Raw genomic sequence first — 15,299 nt, 5'->3', positions numbered from 1 at the left:
GGCGGGCGGGTGTGACGCGGGGGCTCCATGTCCGCTTCCGGCCGTTCTCGACCCCACCCGATCGGCCCTCACACGTTCAGAGCCGGCCGGACGGGCATGGGGAAGGGCCGCCCCCTTCGAAGATCACGCGACGCACTCGTCTCCGTGATGGGACTCACGCTCCACCCATACAATCCAAAGTGGCGCGCGTCACAATAACGCCGGCCCCTTCCGGTTCCCGCGTCCCCGAAAGCGGAATACCCACCTCGAAGAGGTACGTTGACCTTTCGGGCGGTCCCGTCGGCCCGATCGGGCACGGGCGCCTCTCGGGTTCGGTGAAACGGGGGCCAGATGACGGACACGGACGGGACGCACGAGGCGGGCCTGCCGCTCAGAGCGATCTGGTTCCGACGACCGGAGCCGCTGGAGGGCCCCGTCGTGGTCACGGGGGTCTTCGACGTCCTGCACGTCGGCCACGTGCGCTTCCTGACCTCCATCGCCGAACGCGGACTCCCCCTGGTCGTCGGGATCGAATCCGACGAACGAGTGCGCGCCTGGAAGGGCCCCGGACGCCCGATCAACCCCGCCGAGGAACGCGCCGAGACCATCGCGGCCCTCTCCTGTGTGAGCGGCTCCTTCATCATCGAGGGCTCTCCCTCGGTCGCCGACTGGGCCGCCTACGCCGATCTACTGCGTCCGCTCTCCCCCGCCGCCCTGGCCTTCACCGCCGGCGATCGCTACACCCAGGCGAAGATCCGCGGCGCCGAGGCCCTCGGAGCCCAGGCCTGGGAGCTCCCCTTCACCCCCGGCCGCTCCACCACCGCGGCTCTGGGACGGTTGGCGCACTCCCTCTAGGCATCAGGGTTCCTCGGCTCATCACGGCCTCCCGCCTGGGAAGGCGCGCGCCCTCTCCGGTGTTGACCCATGCGTGGCGAACCGATGTACGAAACGAGGCTGCCGATGATGTCAGGGAGGCCCTCCTACAGGGCGCTGGTCAACGACGGGAGCGCCCGAGGCCAGGAACTCCCCCCGGGGATCACCCGACGTGTCATGTCCTACGCGTCCCCGCACTGGCGCTCCATCCTGCTCTTCCTGATGGTGACCGCTGTGGGCGCGGGCATCGTCGTGGCCAACCCCCTGCTCCTGCGGGCCATCATCGACCAGGGCATCCTTCCCGGGAACACCTCGTTGGTGATCTGGCTGGCGATCGCCGCCGGGGTCCTGGCGCTCATGGAGGGCGTCATCACCCTCACCGGCCGCTGGCTCTCCTCACGGATCGGCGAGGGGGTCATCTACCTGCTGCGCACCCAGGTGTTCACCCACGTGCAGCGGATGCCGATCTCCTTCTTCACCCGAACACAGACCGGTTCCCTGATCAGCCGACTGAACACGGACGTGGTCGGCGCCCAGCGCGCCATCACCTCGGTCCTCCAGTCGGTGGTGTCCAACCTGATCAGCGTGGTCGCGGTGCTCATCACCATGCTGGCGCTGTCGTGGGAGGTGACCCTACTGGCGCTGGCCATGGTGCCGTTGTTCGTCCTGCCCGCGAAGTTCCTGGGCCGCAGGCTCGCGAACATCTCCCGCGAGGCGATGGACAACAACGCGGCGATGAGCTCCCTGATGACGGAGCGGTTCAACGTCGGCGGCGCCATGCTGGTCAAGCTGTACGGTCGCCCTGAGGAGGAGTCCCTGAACTTCTCCACGAAGGCCGCGCGCGTGCGCGACCTGGGGGTCCGTCAGGCGGTGATCGGCGGTCTACTGTTCACTCTGTTGGCCACCATCACGGCGTTGGCCATGGCGATGGTCTATGGCGTGGGCGGTGTGCTCGCGGTGGAGAACGCCTTCGAGGTCGGCACCCTGGTGGCGCTGACCACCCTGCTGGCCAGGCTGTACGGCCCGATCACCACCCTGTCCAACGTGCACGTGGAGATCATGACGGCCCTGGTCTCCTTCGACCGGGTCTTCGAGGTGCTGGACCTGGAACCGCGGATCAAGGAGAGCCCCAACGCCCTGCCGTTGCCGAAGGGCCCGTTGAGCGTCGAGTTCGACCAGGTGTCGTTCCGCTACCCGGGAGCCGCGGAGTCCTCGGTGGCCTCCCTCGAGCTCACCCCGCACACGGAGGCGGCCGAGGAGACCCAGGTTCTGAGCGAGGTGTCCTTCCGAGCCGAGCCGGGCCGGATGGTGGCGCTGGTGGGCCCCTCCGGGGCGGGCAAGACCACCCTCACCCACCTGGTCTCGCGTCTGTACGACCCGAACGAGGGCGAGGTGCGCCTGGGCGGCCTGGATCTGAAGGAGGTGACCGGGGAGTCCCTGCGCGCCTCGGTGGGCGTGGTCACCCAGGACACACAGCTCTTCCATGACACCGTGGGCGCCAACCTCCGTTACGCCCGGCCCGAGGCGACCGAGGCCGAGATGGAGGAGGCGCTGCGGATGGCGCGGTTGGGTCCTCTCCTGGAGCAGCTGCCGAACGGTCTGGACACCATGGTCGGCGACCGCGGCTACCGGTTGTCCGGCGGGGAGAAGCAGCGGCTGGCCATCGCCCGGTTGCTGTTGAAGGCCCCGTCGGTGGTGGTTCTGGACGAGGCCACCGCGCATCTGGACTCGGGTTCGGAGGCCGCGGTCCAGGAGGCTCTGGCCGTCGCCCTCCAGGGACGCACCTCGCTGGTGATCGCCCACCGTCTGGCGACGGTGCGTGAGGCCGACCAGATCCTGGTGCTGGAGGACGGTCGGATCCTGGAGCGCGGTACCCACGACGAGCTCTTGTCGGCCGGGGGCCTGTACACGGCCCTGTACCGGACCCAGTTCGCCTCCCAGGACCGCTGAGGGACTCGCGCGCGTCCCCGCTCGGGCGGGGGCGTGGCGCGGTCTCAGGCGGCCCCTGCCCCCTTGCCCGCCTTCTTCTCGCGTTTCCCGGCCTTGGCCTTCTTCTCCTTCTCGCGCTTCTTGTCCTTCTTGCGCTTCTTCTTCTCGGCCTTGGAGTGCTTGGCGCCCTTGGGTTTCTTCGGCTTCTTCGCGTCCTTGGACGTGACGTGGTCGACGAGCGCCTCGGGCAGGGGCGCGAGTCCGGGGCCGCCCTCGAAGATCCAGTCGTCGATGGCCTCCAACAGCTCGTCGTCGGTGATCCGACCGAGCCAGACGGGGCGTCCGCCGGCCGCTCGCCCCGTTCCGGAGGGTTGGACCACCACCACGTCGGCCTGGAAGCAGATACCCAGACACTTGCTGGTGCGCATCGGGACACGGCGGGCGGCGTGGTCGTCGATGGAGCCGAGGCGGGCCAGCTGTGCCTCGTGATCGACGCCCGGGACCTTCTTGCGGGTGCCGCAGCAGCATCCTCGGCAGACGGTGAGCCTACAGGGCGCGTCGTCGATCGTCCTCACCACCCCGGGGTCCTGGGTAAGGTTCGCCTCACACGATCAGGATAGCCCTCTCGAAACCTATCCTCACCTGCGAATACACACTTTCTTCCGAGGCCGTCGATCGCGCTCGGAAGCACGGAGCGGAGGGGGAACTCCCCCTCCGCTCCGTGTGCCGGGTCCTCCCCGGTCAGGACTTCTTGTTCTCCTGGGCGCGCTTGCGCAGGTACTCGGTGGCCGCTCCGGCCCCCTTGTCGATCTTGTCGTCGTGGGCGCCTCCGGTGGCCTTCTTGGCGGCGTCCGCGGCCTTTCCGACGACCCCTTCGACCTTGTCGGCGTTGTCTCCGACGGCCTTCTTCAACCGGTCGAACGCCTCTCCGGTACCGGACATGGGAACCCCCCTGGATCGGTCCTGACTTCTGACGCGATACCCGCTTCACCCCCGGTTCATGCGATGAGAGGAGACACGGAGATCACACGGGCCTCGAAAGCGCCTTTGGGCTCTTTCTTTCCTAGATACCCAGAATCATCCGGGCGATCGAGAAGTAGATGAGCAGACCGGTGGCGTCCACGAGGGTCGCGACCATCGGCGAGGAGACCACGGCCGGGTCCACGCCGACCTTGCGGGCCAGCAGGGGCATCGACGAGCCGATGACGGCCGCCCAGGTGCAGATCGCGATCACCGAACATGCGACCACCACGGCGATGTCGGTCCCCACCAGGAGGGAGCCGATCACCAGGGCGATGCCCGCGAGCATGAATCCGAGCAGCAGCCCGACCCGGCCCTCCTTCCAGATCACCCCGGGCAGGTCGCGGACGCGCACCTCGCCGACGGCCAGGGCGCGCACGATCGCCGTCGCCGACTGGGCCCCGACGTTTCCGCCGGTTCCAATGAGCATCGGAACGAACATCGCCAGCGCCGTGACCTCCTCCAAGGTGGCCTCGTACACCTGCATCACGTTGATGGTGAGCGTGGCCGCGACGATGAGCAGCATGAGCCAGACCGAGCGGGCACCGACCAGACGCAGCACCCCGACGGAGACGTAGTGGTCGCCGACCGGGCTGGCACCGGACTGACGGGCCATGTCCTCGGAGTCGGCGGCCTCGATGACCTCCAGGGCGTCGTCGAAGGTGAACAGACCGACGAAGCGGTCCTCGGAGTCCACCACCGGCAGGGAGACCAGGTTGGCCTCCTGGATCAGTCGGGCGGCGTCCTCGACCTGTTCGTTGGCGCGCACCCGGGGCGCGAGCACGTCGACCAGGTCCTTGAGGATCCTGTCGTCGTCACTGACGACCAGGTCGCTCAAGGTGATGGTGCCGACCATGCGACGGCCGTCGCTGACCACCGGAAGGATGTAGATCGTCTCGGCGTCGGCCCCTCGGGCCCGCACCACCTCCAGCGCGCGCCCCACGGTGAGGTCGCGGTGCAGGATGACCGTCTCGGGGGTCATGTACCGGCCGACCGAGTCCTCCGGGTAGCCCAGGAGGGCTGCGGTCATCTTGCGTTCGGCGGGGCTCAGACCGGCCAGTGCCCGGGTGGCGATCTTGGCCGGGGCCTCACCGATGAGACGGGCCCGGTCGTCGGGCTCCATCTCCTCCAGCAGGTCGTGGAAGTCGGTCCCGCGCAGCCCCAGGAGGATGTTCTGTTGCTGACTCGGATCGAGTTCCTCGAACACCTCCAGCTCCCGGTCCTTGTCCAGGAGCCGGAAGGGGATGATCGCCTCGCGTCCCGGCATACGGGCCAGTTCGTCCGCGATCTCGTGGGGTCTGTGTTCGGCCAACCAGAGCCTGATCCCTGTCAGGTCGCTGTTCTCGACCAGATCGGTGAGTTCTTCAGCGCGCTCGCCGTCCATGCGAAGCACCCCCTTGCGTCTCCAGAGCCCGACGGACACGCCTGTCGGGCCGGCAAAATCCGGAAAGGTCCGGGACCTCGGGGATCCCGGGTCCGGCCCCTCGTCACTGGTGTGGTGGACCGTGCGGAGTCGGCGCCCAGGGGGCGGAGAGGGAGGGCACGGCGATCCTGGGACGTGTACGAACGACCTCGTACCGGGGTCGGGGAACATGTCGACCCTACCGGCAGGAAGGGCCGACGCGGCTCACCGCCGTCCCCGTAGGCGGGGTCGGCCCGGATCGGCGGGTCGCTCCGAGAGGTGTCGGGGCGGCCTCGGAGAGAGGCCTCCGAAGCGGGGAAGCGCCGGTCGGAGGGGTGGTGAGGGTTTCCTCCCGGCTCAGGAACGCCAGAGGACGACGAGGGCGCAGTCGTCGTTCTTGTCCTTGCTGAGTGTGTCGACGACCTCACCGGCCCCGGTGGCGAACCCCTGGGTGACCAGGATGTCGGCCGTGCCCAGGAGACGGTCGATCCCGGCGTCCAGGTCCTCGCCCGGCGTCTCGATGAGCCCGTCGGTGCAGAGCATGATGGCGTCTCCGGGCCGGAGCCTGCCCTCGACGAAGCCGTAGGTCATCTCGGGGATGACCCCCAGGACGACGCCCTTGGCGTCGGTGGCGCTCCAGGAGCCCGCTCCACCGTCGTAGTGCAGGGCCGGCGGGTGTCCGGCGGAGGCGACCTGGTACTCGCCGGTGTCGGTGTCCACGCTCAGGTGGACGGCGGTCACGAACCCCTCACCGCCGCTGTTGCGCATGAGGTAGTCGTTGCAGTGGGCGAGGAAGTCCCGCGCGGGCACCGCGCCGATCAGTCCGCTGAAGGCACCGGACAGCATCAGGGCGCGGGTGCCGGCGTCCACCCCCTTGCCCGACACGTCCACCACCGCGATGTCGAGCCGGTTGCCGCGGAGTATGGACACGACGAAGTCGCCGCCGAAGGAGGAGCCGCCGGCCTGGCGCAGGACGGCGGTGCGTCCCCAGCCCTCGGGGAGTTCGGGGAGCCTGCCCTGGTGGCGGAGCCGGTCGCGCAGGTCCAGCAGCATCATCTCGCCGCTCAGTCCTTGGACGCCGAGGCGTTCGCGCACCCCGGACAGCAGGTAGGACAGGACGGCGGTGACCCCGATGGTGACCAACAGGCCGGGGCCCACCTGGCCGACGTCGAGGCGGGAGGCGACGAAGAGCAGGACCGCGGCGACCACGGCGAGCAGGAAGGCCAGGCTCTTGCGTTTGAGGAGCAGTCCGCCGGCCAGGACGGTGAGGATGGTGGAGCTCGGTGGGAACCAGCCGGCCGGGCCCCACACGGAGCCCACGCCGATCCCGACCGCCAGGGCGACGAGGGTGATGAGGACGAGCCGGTAGCGGAAGAGCACCTTGCGCTTGAGCACCGCGATGAATCGCTGCGCGGCGGAGCGCAGCATACGGGTGGCCTTGGCGGTCGGTGTGGGGTTCATTGATCCTCTGGCTCGGCGCGCCCGCTCGCCGGCGGGGGTCACTCCTGGTCGTCGTAAGGCGCACCGGTGCGGCCGGGGTCGCGTCGGGGCCTGTCCGTGTCGGCGGGCCGGACGGTGTGGGGACATGGTGGCCGGTGAAGAGGCGGCATCGCTGCGCCGCGGACGGCCATGGCCCGCCGCTGTGCACGAACTGTAGCGCTTGGAGTACCGGCGTGGCACGTGCCACAGGTGCCGTTCCACCCCATAACCCCGGGTTTGGGTTCCGCCTAAACCCGCGCGGAAGCCCTGTTCACCGGCGTTCGGTGGACACGGCCGCGAGACATGATCCCCTACAACGGCCGGTCGCGCCAGGGTCTTCAGGCCCGATTCGTCACCTATTCCACTTTCAAGCACGACAAAGCCCCCGTACAACACGCACGGGGGCCTTGTTCCGTTCATGTCGGGAGAGGCCTCGCGACCCCGACCAGGACGGGAATGTTACGGAAGCGGAGGAAGCTCTCCGGTCCGCTCGTAGGTGGAGAGCATCGCGATACGACGGGTGTGCCGCTCTTCGTCACTGTACGGAGTCGCCAGGAAGAGCTCCACGAAACGCGTGGCCTCCTCCAGGGAGTGCATCCGCCCGCCGATGCCGAGCACGTTGGCGTCGTTGTGCTCGCGCGCCAGCTTGGCGGTGTCCTCGCTCCAGGCCAGGGCGGCACGAACGCCCTCGACCTTGTTCGCGGCGATCTGCTCGCCGTTGCCGGAGCCTCCGATGACGATGCCCAGGGAGCCCGGGTCCTTCGCCACGCCCTCGGCGGCGCGCAGGACGAACGGAGGATAGTCGTCCACCGCGTCATAGACGGCCGGTCCGGCGTCCACGACCTCGTGGCCCCGCTCCTTCAGCCAGGTGACGAGGTGTTCTTTGAGCTCGAAGCCCGCATGATCTGATCCAAGGTAAACACGCACTTCACCAGTGTGGCACCTTCGGGGCGCGAACGACGCCGCGCCCCGGCCCGGGAGCGGGCGGGGCGCGGTGAGAGCGCTGCGGTGTACGTCTCGGCGTCGACCTGATCAGGCACCGGCCGCGGCCGCGGCGACGCTCAGACCCAGGGCGGCGAAACCCACCGCGGAGAGGATCGCGATCAGGTTGTACACGATGATGGCCTTGACGTCCTTGCCGAGGGGACCTGCCTTGGAGACCGCGGGCTTGTTGCTCAACTCACACCTCGTTTGGGTTCGACCGGGGAATGACCAGTCGGAATCTTTCCACACCCCACAACGCCTCCGTCACCGGGGCCGATTCCTCGCCGATGGGCCGATCCCGGGTGATACCGAGCACAGGATCAGGTCTGCACGGCCTTGACCTCGCAGAACTCCTCCAGGCCGGGCAGCCCCCACTCGCGGCCGTTGCCGGAACGCTTGTATCCGCCGAAGGGCGCGCGGGGGTTCAGCGCACCCCCGTTGAGCCGGACCTGACCGGCCCTCAGGGCACGGGCCACGGCCATCCCCTGCTCCGGTTCCGCCGACCACACGGAGGCGCTGAGGCCGTAGACGGTGTCGTTGGCGATCCGCACGGCCTCCTCCACGGTGCCGTAGGGGATGAGGGACATGACGGGGCCGAAGATCTCCTCTCGCGCGATACGCATGTCGTTGCGCACGTCGGCGAAGATCGTCGGAGCGACGTAGTAGCCGCGCTCCATGCCCTCGACCGGGCCGGAGCCGCCGGTCACCAGACGGGCCCCCTCCTCCACACCGAGGTCGATGTAGGCGCGGACCCGCTCCAACTGGGCCGCGGAGACGAGCGGGCCCAGCCGGGTGGACTCGTCGGTCGGATCCCCGGGGACGTACTTGGCCGCGGCGGCGACGGCCAGCTCCACGGCCTCCTCGTAGGAGTCGCGGTGGATCAGCGTGCGGGTGAGCGCGTCACAGCTCTGCCCGGTGTTGCGCATGACGTCGGCGACCCCGCGCTTGATCGCCTGGGTCAGGTCGGCGCCGGGCAGGATGACGTCGGGCGACTTCCCGCCCAGTTCCAGGGCGACCCGCTTGATCGTCGCGGCGGCCACCTCGGAGACCCGCGTCCCGGCCCGCGTGGAGCCGGTGAAGGAGACCATGTCGACCTTCGGGTGCGCGGCGATCGCCTCTCCGACCACGGGCCCGGTGCCGCTGACCAGGTTGAACACACCGGGGGGCAGACCGGCCCCGTCGAACACCTCGGCCAGGGCGTAGGCGCTCAGAGGGGCGATCTCGCTCGGTTTGAGGACCACGGTGTTGCCCGCCAGCAGGGCCGGGACGGCCTTGAGGACGATCTGGTGCAGCGGATAGTTCCACGGGGTGATGGCGCCCACCACACCGACGGGCTCGTGCACCAGCAGGGAGTTGCCGACCCGCTCCCCCGTGAAGTAGCGCTCCCCGTGCTCCTCGACCAGGTCGATGTAGGTGCGGAACATCAACGCGGGCAGCCCGGCCTGGACCTTGCCGGAGAAGGTGACGGGGGCGCCCATGTCCCGCGTCAACAGGGCGGTGATCTCGTCGAGACGCGCGGAGAACAGCTCCAGCGCCTTGGCCAGATGGGTGACGCGCTGTCCGGAGGAGAGGGCCGCCCAGGCCGGGAAGGCGGCCGCCGCGGCCTCGACCGCGGCGTCGACGTCGTCGGTGGTGCCGGCCGGGACGCGATCGATGACCTGTTCGGTCGCCGGATCGATCACGTCCAGGGCCTCGTCGGAGGAGGAGTCTCGCCAGGTGCCGTCGATGTAGAGGGATCGCATGGGCCCACTGTCCCAGAGCCGCTTCGGCCTTGACCAGGGCATCGAGGAAGATCGCCCCGACGTCCGCGGGTCGCGGGCGCCGGGGCGGGGGGACGTTCAGCCCCAGTGCGGGGGCCGGTCGGCGATCAGCCGCGCGGTGGAGTCCTCGTCGGAGTCTCCCCACCCTTCGGAGCGTTCGTCACCGGTGATGTCGGGCAGGATCTCGAGGTCGTCGAGGAAATCGACACGGCGGTCGTCGTCAGGCCCTGGCATGGGGTCCCTCCCGGGTGGATCAGTCGAAGACGGGCTCACGGGTGCGGGTGCGCTTGAGTTCGAAGAACCCGTCGGTCCCGGCGACCAGACGCACACCGTCCCACAGCCTTCCGGCGTCCTCGCCGCGCGGGATCGGAGTGACGACCGGACCGAAGAACGAGACGCCCTCGACCTGGACGACGGGGGTACCGACGTCCTCTCCGACCAGTTCCATCGCCTCTCCGTGCGAGGCGCGCAAGGCCTCATCGTATTCGGTGGACCCCGCCGCGTCGGCCAGGTCGACGGGCAGCTCCGCGTCGGCCAGGGCCGCGCGCACCGTGTCGATGGTGCGGGGTTCCCCCTTGTCGTGGAAGCGGGTGCCCATGGCGGTGTACAGACGCCCCAGGACCTCGGGGCCGAAGCGCCGTTCGGCCGCGATGCACACGCGCACCGGCTCCCAGGCGGTCTTGAGGAACTCCCGATAGTCCGCGGGGATGTCGCGGTCCTCGTTGAGCACCGCCAGGCTCATCACGTGCCAGTCCACCCGGACCGGACGTACCTTCTCCACCTCCAGAAGCCACCGGGAGGTGATCCATGCCCAAGGGCACGCCGGGTCGAACCACATGTCCGCCCGGATCGTCCCCTGGTCGCGCCCACCGTCGTCCTGCGTCATCGACTACTCCTGTTCTCCAAGGCCGAAAACTTCGCCGCGTAGGTCACCAACCACGCACATCGGTTGCGCATTCCACCCCCGCGCGTGGCAGGATCGAAGCCGATTGAGACGACCTTCGGCCCGACGACGCCCACCCTTGTCGGCAGGCTCGCCGTGGTCGGTAACGATTCCGGCCGGCGACGACGGCGGCCGTGAAGGGAGCTTTGCGTGGCAGGGAACCTCACACGGGACGAGGCCCGGGGGCGGGCGCGGATCCTCAGCGTCGACTCCTACGCCGTGGAGCTGGACCTGACCACCGGGGACGAGACCTTCCGGTCCACCACCACGGTGCGTTTCTCCAGCTCGGAGACGGGGGCGCGGACCTTCATCGACCTGGTCGCGCCCAAGATGCACGGCGCGACCCTCAACGGCGAGGCGCTCGACGTCGCCGAGCTGTTCGATGGTGAGCGGCTTACCCTTCCCTCCGTGGCGGCCGAGAACGAGCTGACCGTGGTGGCCGACGCCGCCTACATGCGCACCGGCGAGGGCCTCCACCGCTTCGTGGACCCGGTCGACGACTCGGTCTACCTGTACAGCCAGTTCGAGACGGCCGACGCGCACCGCATGTTCACGTGCTTCGACCAGCCCGACCTGAAGGCCTCCTTCGAGCTGACCGTGTACGCGCCCCCGTCGTGGGAGGTCGTGTCCAACAGCGCCCCCGACGTGGAGCGCGAGGCCGCCGGCGACGAGCGCGTGCGCTGGCACTTCCCGGCCACCCCGGTGATGTCCACCTACATCACCGCGCTGATCGCGGGCCCCTACCACGTGGTGCGCGACGAGCACGACGGCATCCCGCTGGGCCTGTACTGCCGCGCCTCGCTCGCCGAGCACCTGGACTCCGACGCCCTGTTCGAGGTCACCAAGCAGGGCTTCGACTTCTTCCACGACCTGTTCGACGTGCGGTACGCGTTCGGCAAGTACGACCAGCTCTTCGTGCCCGAGTTCAACGCCGGGGCCATGGAGAACGCCGGTGCGGTGACCTTCCTGGAGGACTACGTCTTCCGTTCCCGTGTCACCGACGCCCGCTACGAGCGTCGCGCCGAGACCATCCTGCACGAGATGGCGCACATGTGGTTCGGCGACCTGGTCACCATGCGCTGGTGGGACGACCTGTGGCTGAACGAGTCCTTCGCGACCTACGCCAGCGTCTACTGCCAGGCCAACGCCACCAAGTGGACCGACGCCTGGACGACCTTCGCCAACGTCGAGAAGGCGTGGGCCCTGCTCCAGGACCAGCTGCCCTCGACCCACCCGATCGCCGCCGACATGGTCGACATCCAGGCGGTCGAGGTCAACTTCGACGGCATCACCTACGCCAAGGGCGCCTCGGTCCTCAAGCAGCTCGCGGCGTACGTGGGCGTGGACGCGTTCTTCGCGGGCGTGCGCGCCTACTTCAAGGAGAACGCCTACGGCAACACCGAGCTGAAGGACCTCCTCAAGCACCTGGAGGCCGCCTCCGGCCGTGACCTCTCCGGCTGGTCCCGTGAGTGGCTGGAGACCACCGGCGTCAACACGATGCGCCCGGAGTTCGAGGTGGACGCGGACGGGAACTTCACCTCGTTCGCCGTGCTCCAGGAGGCCGCCTCCGAGCACCCGACGCTGCGTTCGCACCGCCTCGCGGTGGGCCTGTACGACCGCACCGAGAACGGCATCGTGCGCCGCGAGCGTGTGGAGCTGGACGTCAGCGGTGAGCGCACCGAGGTCGCCGAGCTGGTCGGCAAGGCCCGCCCGGACCTGGTGCTGATCAACGACGACGACCTCACCTTCACCAAGATCCGTCTGGACGAGCGTTCCCTGCGCACCGTGGTCGAGGGCGTCGGCGAGATCCGCGAGTCCCTGCCGCGCGCGCTGGCCTTCGGCGCCGCCTGGGACATGACGCGCGACGGCGAGATGGCCGCCCGCGACTACGTCGAGCTGGTCATCTCCGGGATCAGCGGCGTGGACGACGTGATGGTCGCCCAGACCCTGCTGCGGCAGGCCGCGGGCGCGATCGTCAACTACGCCGACCCGGCCTGGCGCCCGATCGGCTTCGAGAAGCTGGGCTCCCGCCTGCGCGAGCTGCTGTCCTCGGCCGAGCCCGGCGGCGACCTCCAGCTGGCCTACGTCAACGCGCTCGCCTCGGTGGCCGTGACCGAGGCCGACCTGTCGCTGCTGCGCGGTCTGCTCGACGGCGCGATCACCGTGGACGGTCTGACCGTCGACACCGACCTGCGTTGGACCCTGCTGCGCCGTCTGGTCTCCACCGGTGAGGCCGGCGAGGCCGAGATCGACGCCGAGCTGAAGGCGGACCCGACCGCGGCCGGTCAGCGCAACGCCGCCGGCGCCCGGGCCGCGATCCCCACCTCCGAGGCCAAGGAGGCCGCGTGGGAGCGGATCGTGGGCGGCGACCTCGCCAACGCCGAGTTCCGTTCGGTGCTGGTGGGCTTCACCGAGCCGCTCCAGGCCGACCTGTACCGTCCCTTCCTGGACCGGTACTTCGCCCGGCTCGCTCCGGCCTGGGAGAGCTGGACCGGTGAGTTCGCGCAGTCCTTCGCCGAGATCGCCTACCCGAGCCACCTGGTGGAGGAGGCGACCCTGGAGCGCACCGACGCCTACATCGCCGAGAACTCCCCCGCTCCGGCGCTGCGTCGTCTGCTGATCGAGGGTCGGGCCGGGGTGGAGCGCGCCCTGCGCGCCCGCGCCACGGACATCGCCGCCGGCGCCGAGGGCTGATCTCGGACCGTTCGGTCGACCGTCACGGCGGCCCCGGGGTTCCTCCCCGGGGCCGCCGTCGTGTTCCTAGTCCCGGGTCCAAAGACCCAGGGGGCCCAGGGCCCTGCGGATGCGGCCCACCATGCGCGGGTCGGCGGACAGTTCGTCCACCAGGACCGGTTCCCCTTCGCCGCTGGTGAGCGGGATCCGCCAGTTCGGGTACTCCGTGGAGGTCCCGGGTTGGTTCTGCATGCGCCGCTCCCCCACCACGTCGGTGAGCGCGACGCCCAGCATCCGCGCGGGGGTGGCCTTCAGGTAGGCGTGCATCGCCGCGACCACCGCCGGGGGGTCGGCTATAGGATCCACACCGGCGTCCAACAGGCCCAGTTCGACGAGGAGGTCCCGCCAGCGACCCACCCGCTCCTCGGAGTCGGCGAGTTCCTCCTTCAGAGGACGGTCGAGCAACCCCAGACGGGCGCGCAGGTCGACGTGTTCGGCGGACAGGTGGGAGGCCACCGGCGGGAGGTCGTGCGTGTCGACCGTGGCCAGACAGTCGCGACGCCACCGACCGGGGGCGATCGGGCGTCCGTCCTCGTCGTTCTCGAACCAGAGCACCGAGGTCCCGAAGACGCCCCGGTCGGACAGGTGCTCGCGCACCCACGGCTCGACGGTGCCCAGGTCCTCGCCGATCACGATCGCGTCGGCCCGACGCGCGGCCAGGAGCAGGGCCCCCACCATGCCCTCGTGGTCGAACCTCAGGTAGGTGCCCTGGTCCGGGGAGGCGCCCTCGGGGACGCACCAGAGACGGAAGAGACCCATCACGTGGTCCATCCTCAGCCCGCCCGCGTGGCGCAGGTTGTGGGCGAGGATCTCCTGCAACGGCCGGTAGCCCGTACGGGCGAGTTCGGTGGGGTGCCACGGAGGCTGCCCCCAGTCCTGCCCGAGCCGGTTGAACTCGTCGGGCGGTGCCCCCACGTGCAGGCCCCGGACCAGGGCGTCGCCGTACATCCAGGAGTCGGAGCCGCCCGGCCGGACCCCGACGGCCAGGTCGTGCACGATGCCCACGCTCATCCCGCCTTCGAGGGCGTTGCGCTGGGCGTGGGCGAGCTGTTCGTCCAGGATCCACTGGAGCCAACGGTGGAACTCCACCCGATGCCACCGTCGCAACGCCTCCTCGCCCACCGCGAGCGCGCCGACGTCGCGCAGGTGGGCGGGCCAGGTCCGGTGGTCGGGGCCGTACTCCTCCGCCAGCGCCGACCAGGTCGCGAACTCGACCAGGGGGCGGCCCTCACGTTCCAGGTAGGAGCGGAGCCGCTCCTCCCGTACCGGGGTCCTGGGCACCTGGAAGAGCACCTCCAGCGCGGCGCGCTTGGCCTCCCAGACCGCGTCACGGTCCAGCAGGTCCGCGGTCCTGCCGCGTTCGCGCAGGGGGCGGGCCAGACGCTGCACGCTCTCGCGCCGGGTCGGGTCGAGGCGTGCGTACTCGGGCACGTCCTCGACCCGGATGTAGAGGGGGCTGGTGTAGCGCCGGCCGACCGGGAGGTAGGGCGAGGCCTCGATCGGGGGAACGGGCTCGGTGGCGTGGAGGGGGTTGATCATGGTGAAGTCGGCCCCCAGATCGCGGGCGCTCCAGTCGGCGAGTTCGGCCAGGTCGCGCAGGTCGCCGGTCCCCCAGGAGGCCCGGGATCGCACGCTGTAGAGCTGGGTCATCACCCCCCACAACCGGGGGTTCTCCCGGAGCGCGGTGGGTTCGATCCGATCGGGGACGACCAGCAGCGGGGCGGTGTGCTCTCCGTCCCGATCGGTCACCCGCAGAGTGTGCGTCCCCAGTGGTAGGCCCGGGTCGAAGGGCAGCAGGGAACCGTCGGCGGTCTCCACCGTGCTGCGGACCCCCTCCGGCAGCACCGGGTCCGGGGCCTTGCCCTCACGGACCACGACGGCGGGCGGGAGCGGTCCGCGGCCCGTCTCCGGGGAGGACCCGGGGTCGGACATATCCACCCCCAACGCCTCCAGGACATGGCGGATCGTCTCCGGGGAGACGGACACCCGCCGTCCCCGCCAGTCCTCGTATGCGGTCGCGACCCCGTACCGCTCGGCCACCCTGGCAAGCTGAACGTCCTTCACAGAGAACGATCATGCCCCACCTGGGCTTCCGTACACCGGAGGCCGACCCGGCGTGGGGTCGAAAGATCGCCCCCGGGCCATCGATGAGGCCCTCGGGCGCTCTCCGGAACGAGTCCGATATCCCATCGCGCCC

General features: G+C 69.8%; 13 protein-coding genes. 3 read left to right on the top strand and 10 right to left on the bottom strand.

Annotation, left to right across the window (positions count from 1 at the left end; translation table 11 throughout):
* The first annotated feature begins 330 nt into the window (after nucleotides 1-330).
* Together TR33_RS20335 and TR33_RS20330 are read left to right on the top strand one after the other, a co-directional pair.
* Nucleotides 331-834: an adenylyltransferase/cytidyltransferase family protein gene (locus TR33_RS20335; RefSeq protein WP_014913101.1), complete on the top strand. Its 504-nt coding sequence runs from the start codon at nucleotides 331-333 to the stop codon at nucleotides 832-834.
* Between the two features lie 105 nt (nucleotides 835-939).
* Nucleotides 940-2,802 (top strand): ABC transporter ATP-binding protein, encoded by a 1,863-nt coding sequence (locus TR33_RS20330; RefSeq protein WP_026124856.1) that lies wholly within the window; start codon nucleotides 940-942, stop codon nucleotides 2,800-2,802.
* 44 nt (nucleotides 2,803-2,846) lie between these two features.
* Here TR33_RS20330 and TR33_RS20325 read toward each other — a convergent pair whose 3' ends face one another.
* From TR33_RS20325 to TR33_RS20295, 9 genes are all read right to left on the bottom strand, one after another.
* Entirely contained in the window at nucleotides 2,847-3,359 is a 513-nt protein-coding gene (locus TR33_RS20325; RefSeq protein WP_017533765.1) for a hypothetical protein, read from the bottom strand.
* 163 nt (nucleotides 3,360-3,522) lie between these two features.
* Nucleotides 3,523-3,723 carry an antitoxin gene (locus TR33_RS20320; protein ID WP_014911582.1) on the bottom strand — a complete coding sequence of 67 codons (201 nt, stop codon included), beginning with the start codon at nucleotides 3,721-3,723 and terminating at the stop codon, nucleotides 3,523-3,525.
* A gap of 121 nt (nucleotides 3,724-3,844) precedes the next feature.
* Nucleotides 3,845-5,185 carry a magnesium transporter gene (gene mgtE / locus TR33_RS20315; protein WP_036567792.1) on the bottom strand — a complete coding sequence of 447 codons (1,341 nt, stop codon included), beginning with the start codon at nucleotides 5,183-5,185 and terminating at the stop codon, nucleotides 3,845-3,847.
* Between the two features lie 375 nt (nucleotides 5,186-5,560).
* The gene (locus TR33_RS20310) at nucleotides 5,561-6,664 is read right to left on the bottom strand and encodes a PP2C family protein-serine/threonine phosphatase (protein ID WP_014912092.1); all 1,104 of its coding nucleotides are present in this window, start codon (nucleotides 6,662-6,664) and stop codon (nucleotides 5,561-5,563) included.
* A 477-nt stretch (nucleotides 6,665-7,141) separates the two neighbouring features.
* Nucleotides 7,142-7,609 (bottom strand): ribose-5-phosphate isomerase, encoded by a 468-nt coding sequence (locus TR33_RS20305; RefSeq protein WP_014909552.1) that lies wholly within the window; start codon nucleotides 7,607-7,609, stop codon nucleotides 7,142-7,144.
* A gap of 105 nt (nucleotides 7,610-7,714) precedes the next feature.
* The gene (locus TR33_RS26980) at nucleotides 7,715-7,861 is read right to left on the bottom strand and encodes a hypothetical protein (protein WP_014912823.1); all 147 of its coding nucleotides are present in this window, start codon (nucleotides 7,859-7,861) and stop codon (nucleotides 7,715-7,717) included.
* A 125-nt stretch (nucleotides 7,862-7,986) separates the two neighbouring features.
* Nucleotides 7,987-9,408, bottom strand: a complete 1,422-nt coding sequence (locus tag TR33_RS20300; protein ID WP_042284786.1) for an aldehyde dehydrogenase family protein — start codon at nucleotides 9,406-9,408, stop codon at nucleotides 7,987-7,989.
* Between the two features lie 96 nt (nucleotides 9,409-9,504).
* A complete protein-coding gene (locus tag TR33_RS26975) occupies nucleotides 9,505-9,660 on the bottom strand; it encodes a hypothetical protein (RefSeq protein ID WP_014911338.1) in 156 nt (51 codons plus the stop codon).
* A 19-nt stretch (nucleotides 9,661-9,679) separates the two neighbouring features.
* A complete protein-coding gene (locus TR33_RS20295; protein WP_014908312.1) occupies nucleotides 9,680-10,312 on the bottom strand; it encodes a mycothiol-dependent nitroreductase Rv2466c family protein in 633 nt (210 codons plus the stop codon).
* A 207-nt stretch (nucleotides 10,313-10,519) separates the two neighbouring features.
* On the opposite strand from TR33_RS20295, the gene pepN reads away from it, so the two are divergent.
* Nucleotides 10,520-13,063, top strand: a complete 2,544-nt coding sequence (pepN, locus tag TR33_RS20290; protein WP_014913567.1) for an aminopeptidase N — start codon at nucleotides 10,520-10,522, stop codon at nucleotides 13,061-13,063.
* Between the two features lie 66 nt (nucleotides 13,064-13,129).
* On the opposite strand, the gene malQ is transcribed toward pepN, so the two are convergent.
* On the bottom strand, nucleotides 13,130-15,166 hold the full coding sequence (malQ, locus tag TR33_RS20285) for a 4-alpha-glucanotransferase (RefSeq protein ID WP_042284785.1): 2,037 nt from the start codon (nucleotides 15,164-15,166) through the stop codon (nucleotides 13,130-13,132).
* Between the last annotated feature and the right edge of the window lie 133 nt (nucleotides 15,167-15,299).

The organism is Nocardiopsis alba, assembly GCF_000710955.1.
GTDB classification, from domain to species: domain Bacteria; phylum Actinomycetota; class Actinomycetes; order Streptosporangiales; family Streptosporangiaceae; genus Nocardiopsis; species Nocardiopsis alba.
Note: the sequence above shows the minus strand (reverse complement) of the source record. Positions and strands in the feature narration are given on the sequence as shown.

Coding starts and splice junctions, on each gene's coding strand:
- TR33_RS20335 (WP_014913101.1), top strand. CDS start 331: ATGACGGACACGGACGGGACGCACGAGGCGGGCCTGCCGCTCAGAGCG.
- TR33_RS20300 (WP_042284786.1), bottom strand. CDS start 9,408: ATGCGATCCCTCTACATCGACGGCACCTGGCGAGACTCCTCCTCCGAC.
- mgtE (WP_036567792.1), bottom strand. CDS start 5,185: ATGGACGGCGAGCGCGCTGAAGAACTCACCGATCTGGTCGAGAACAGC.
- TR33_RS20295 (WP_014908312.1), bottom strand. CDS start 10,312: ATGACGCAGGACGACGGTGGGCGCGACCAGGGGACGATCCGGGCGGAC.
- TR33_RS20320 (WP_014911582.1), bottom strand. CDS start 3,723: ATGTCCGGTACCGGAGAGGCGTTCGACCGGTTGAAGAAGGCCGTCGGA.
- TR33_RS20310 (WP_014912092.1), bottom strand. CDS start 6,664: ATGAACCCCACACCGACCGCCAAGGCCACCCGTATGCTGCGCTCCGCC.
- TR33_RS26975 (WP_014911338.1), bottom strand. CDS start 9,660: ATGCCAGGGCCTGACGACGACCGCCGTGTCGATTTCCTCGACGACCTC.
- TR33_RS20330 (WP_026124856.1), top strand. CDS start 940: ATGATGTCAGGGAGGCCCTCCTACAGGGCGCTGGTCAACGACGGGAGC.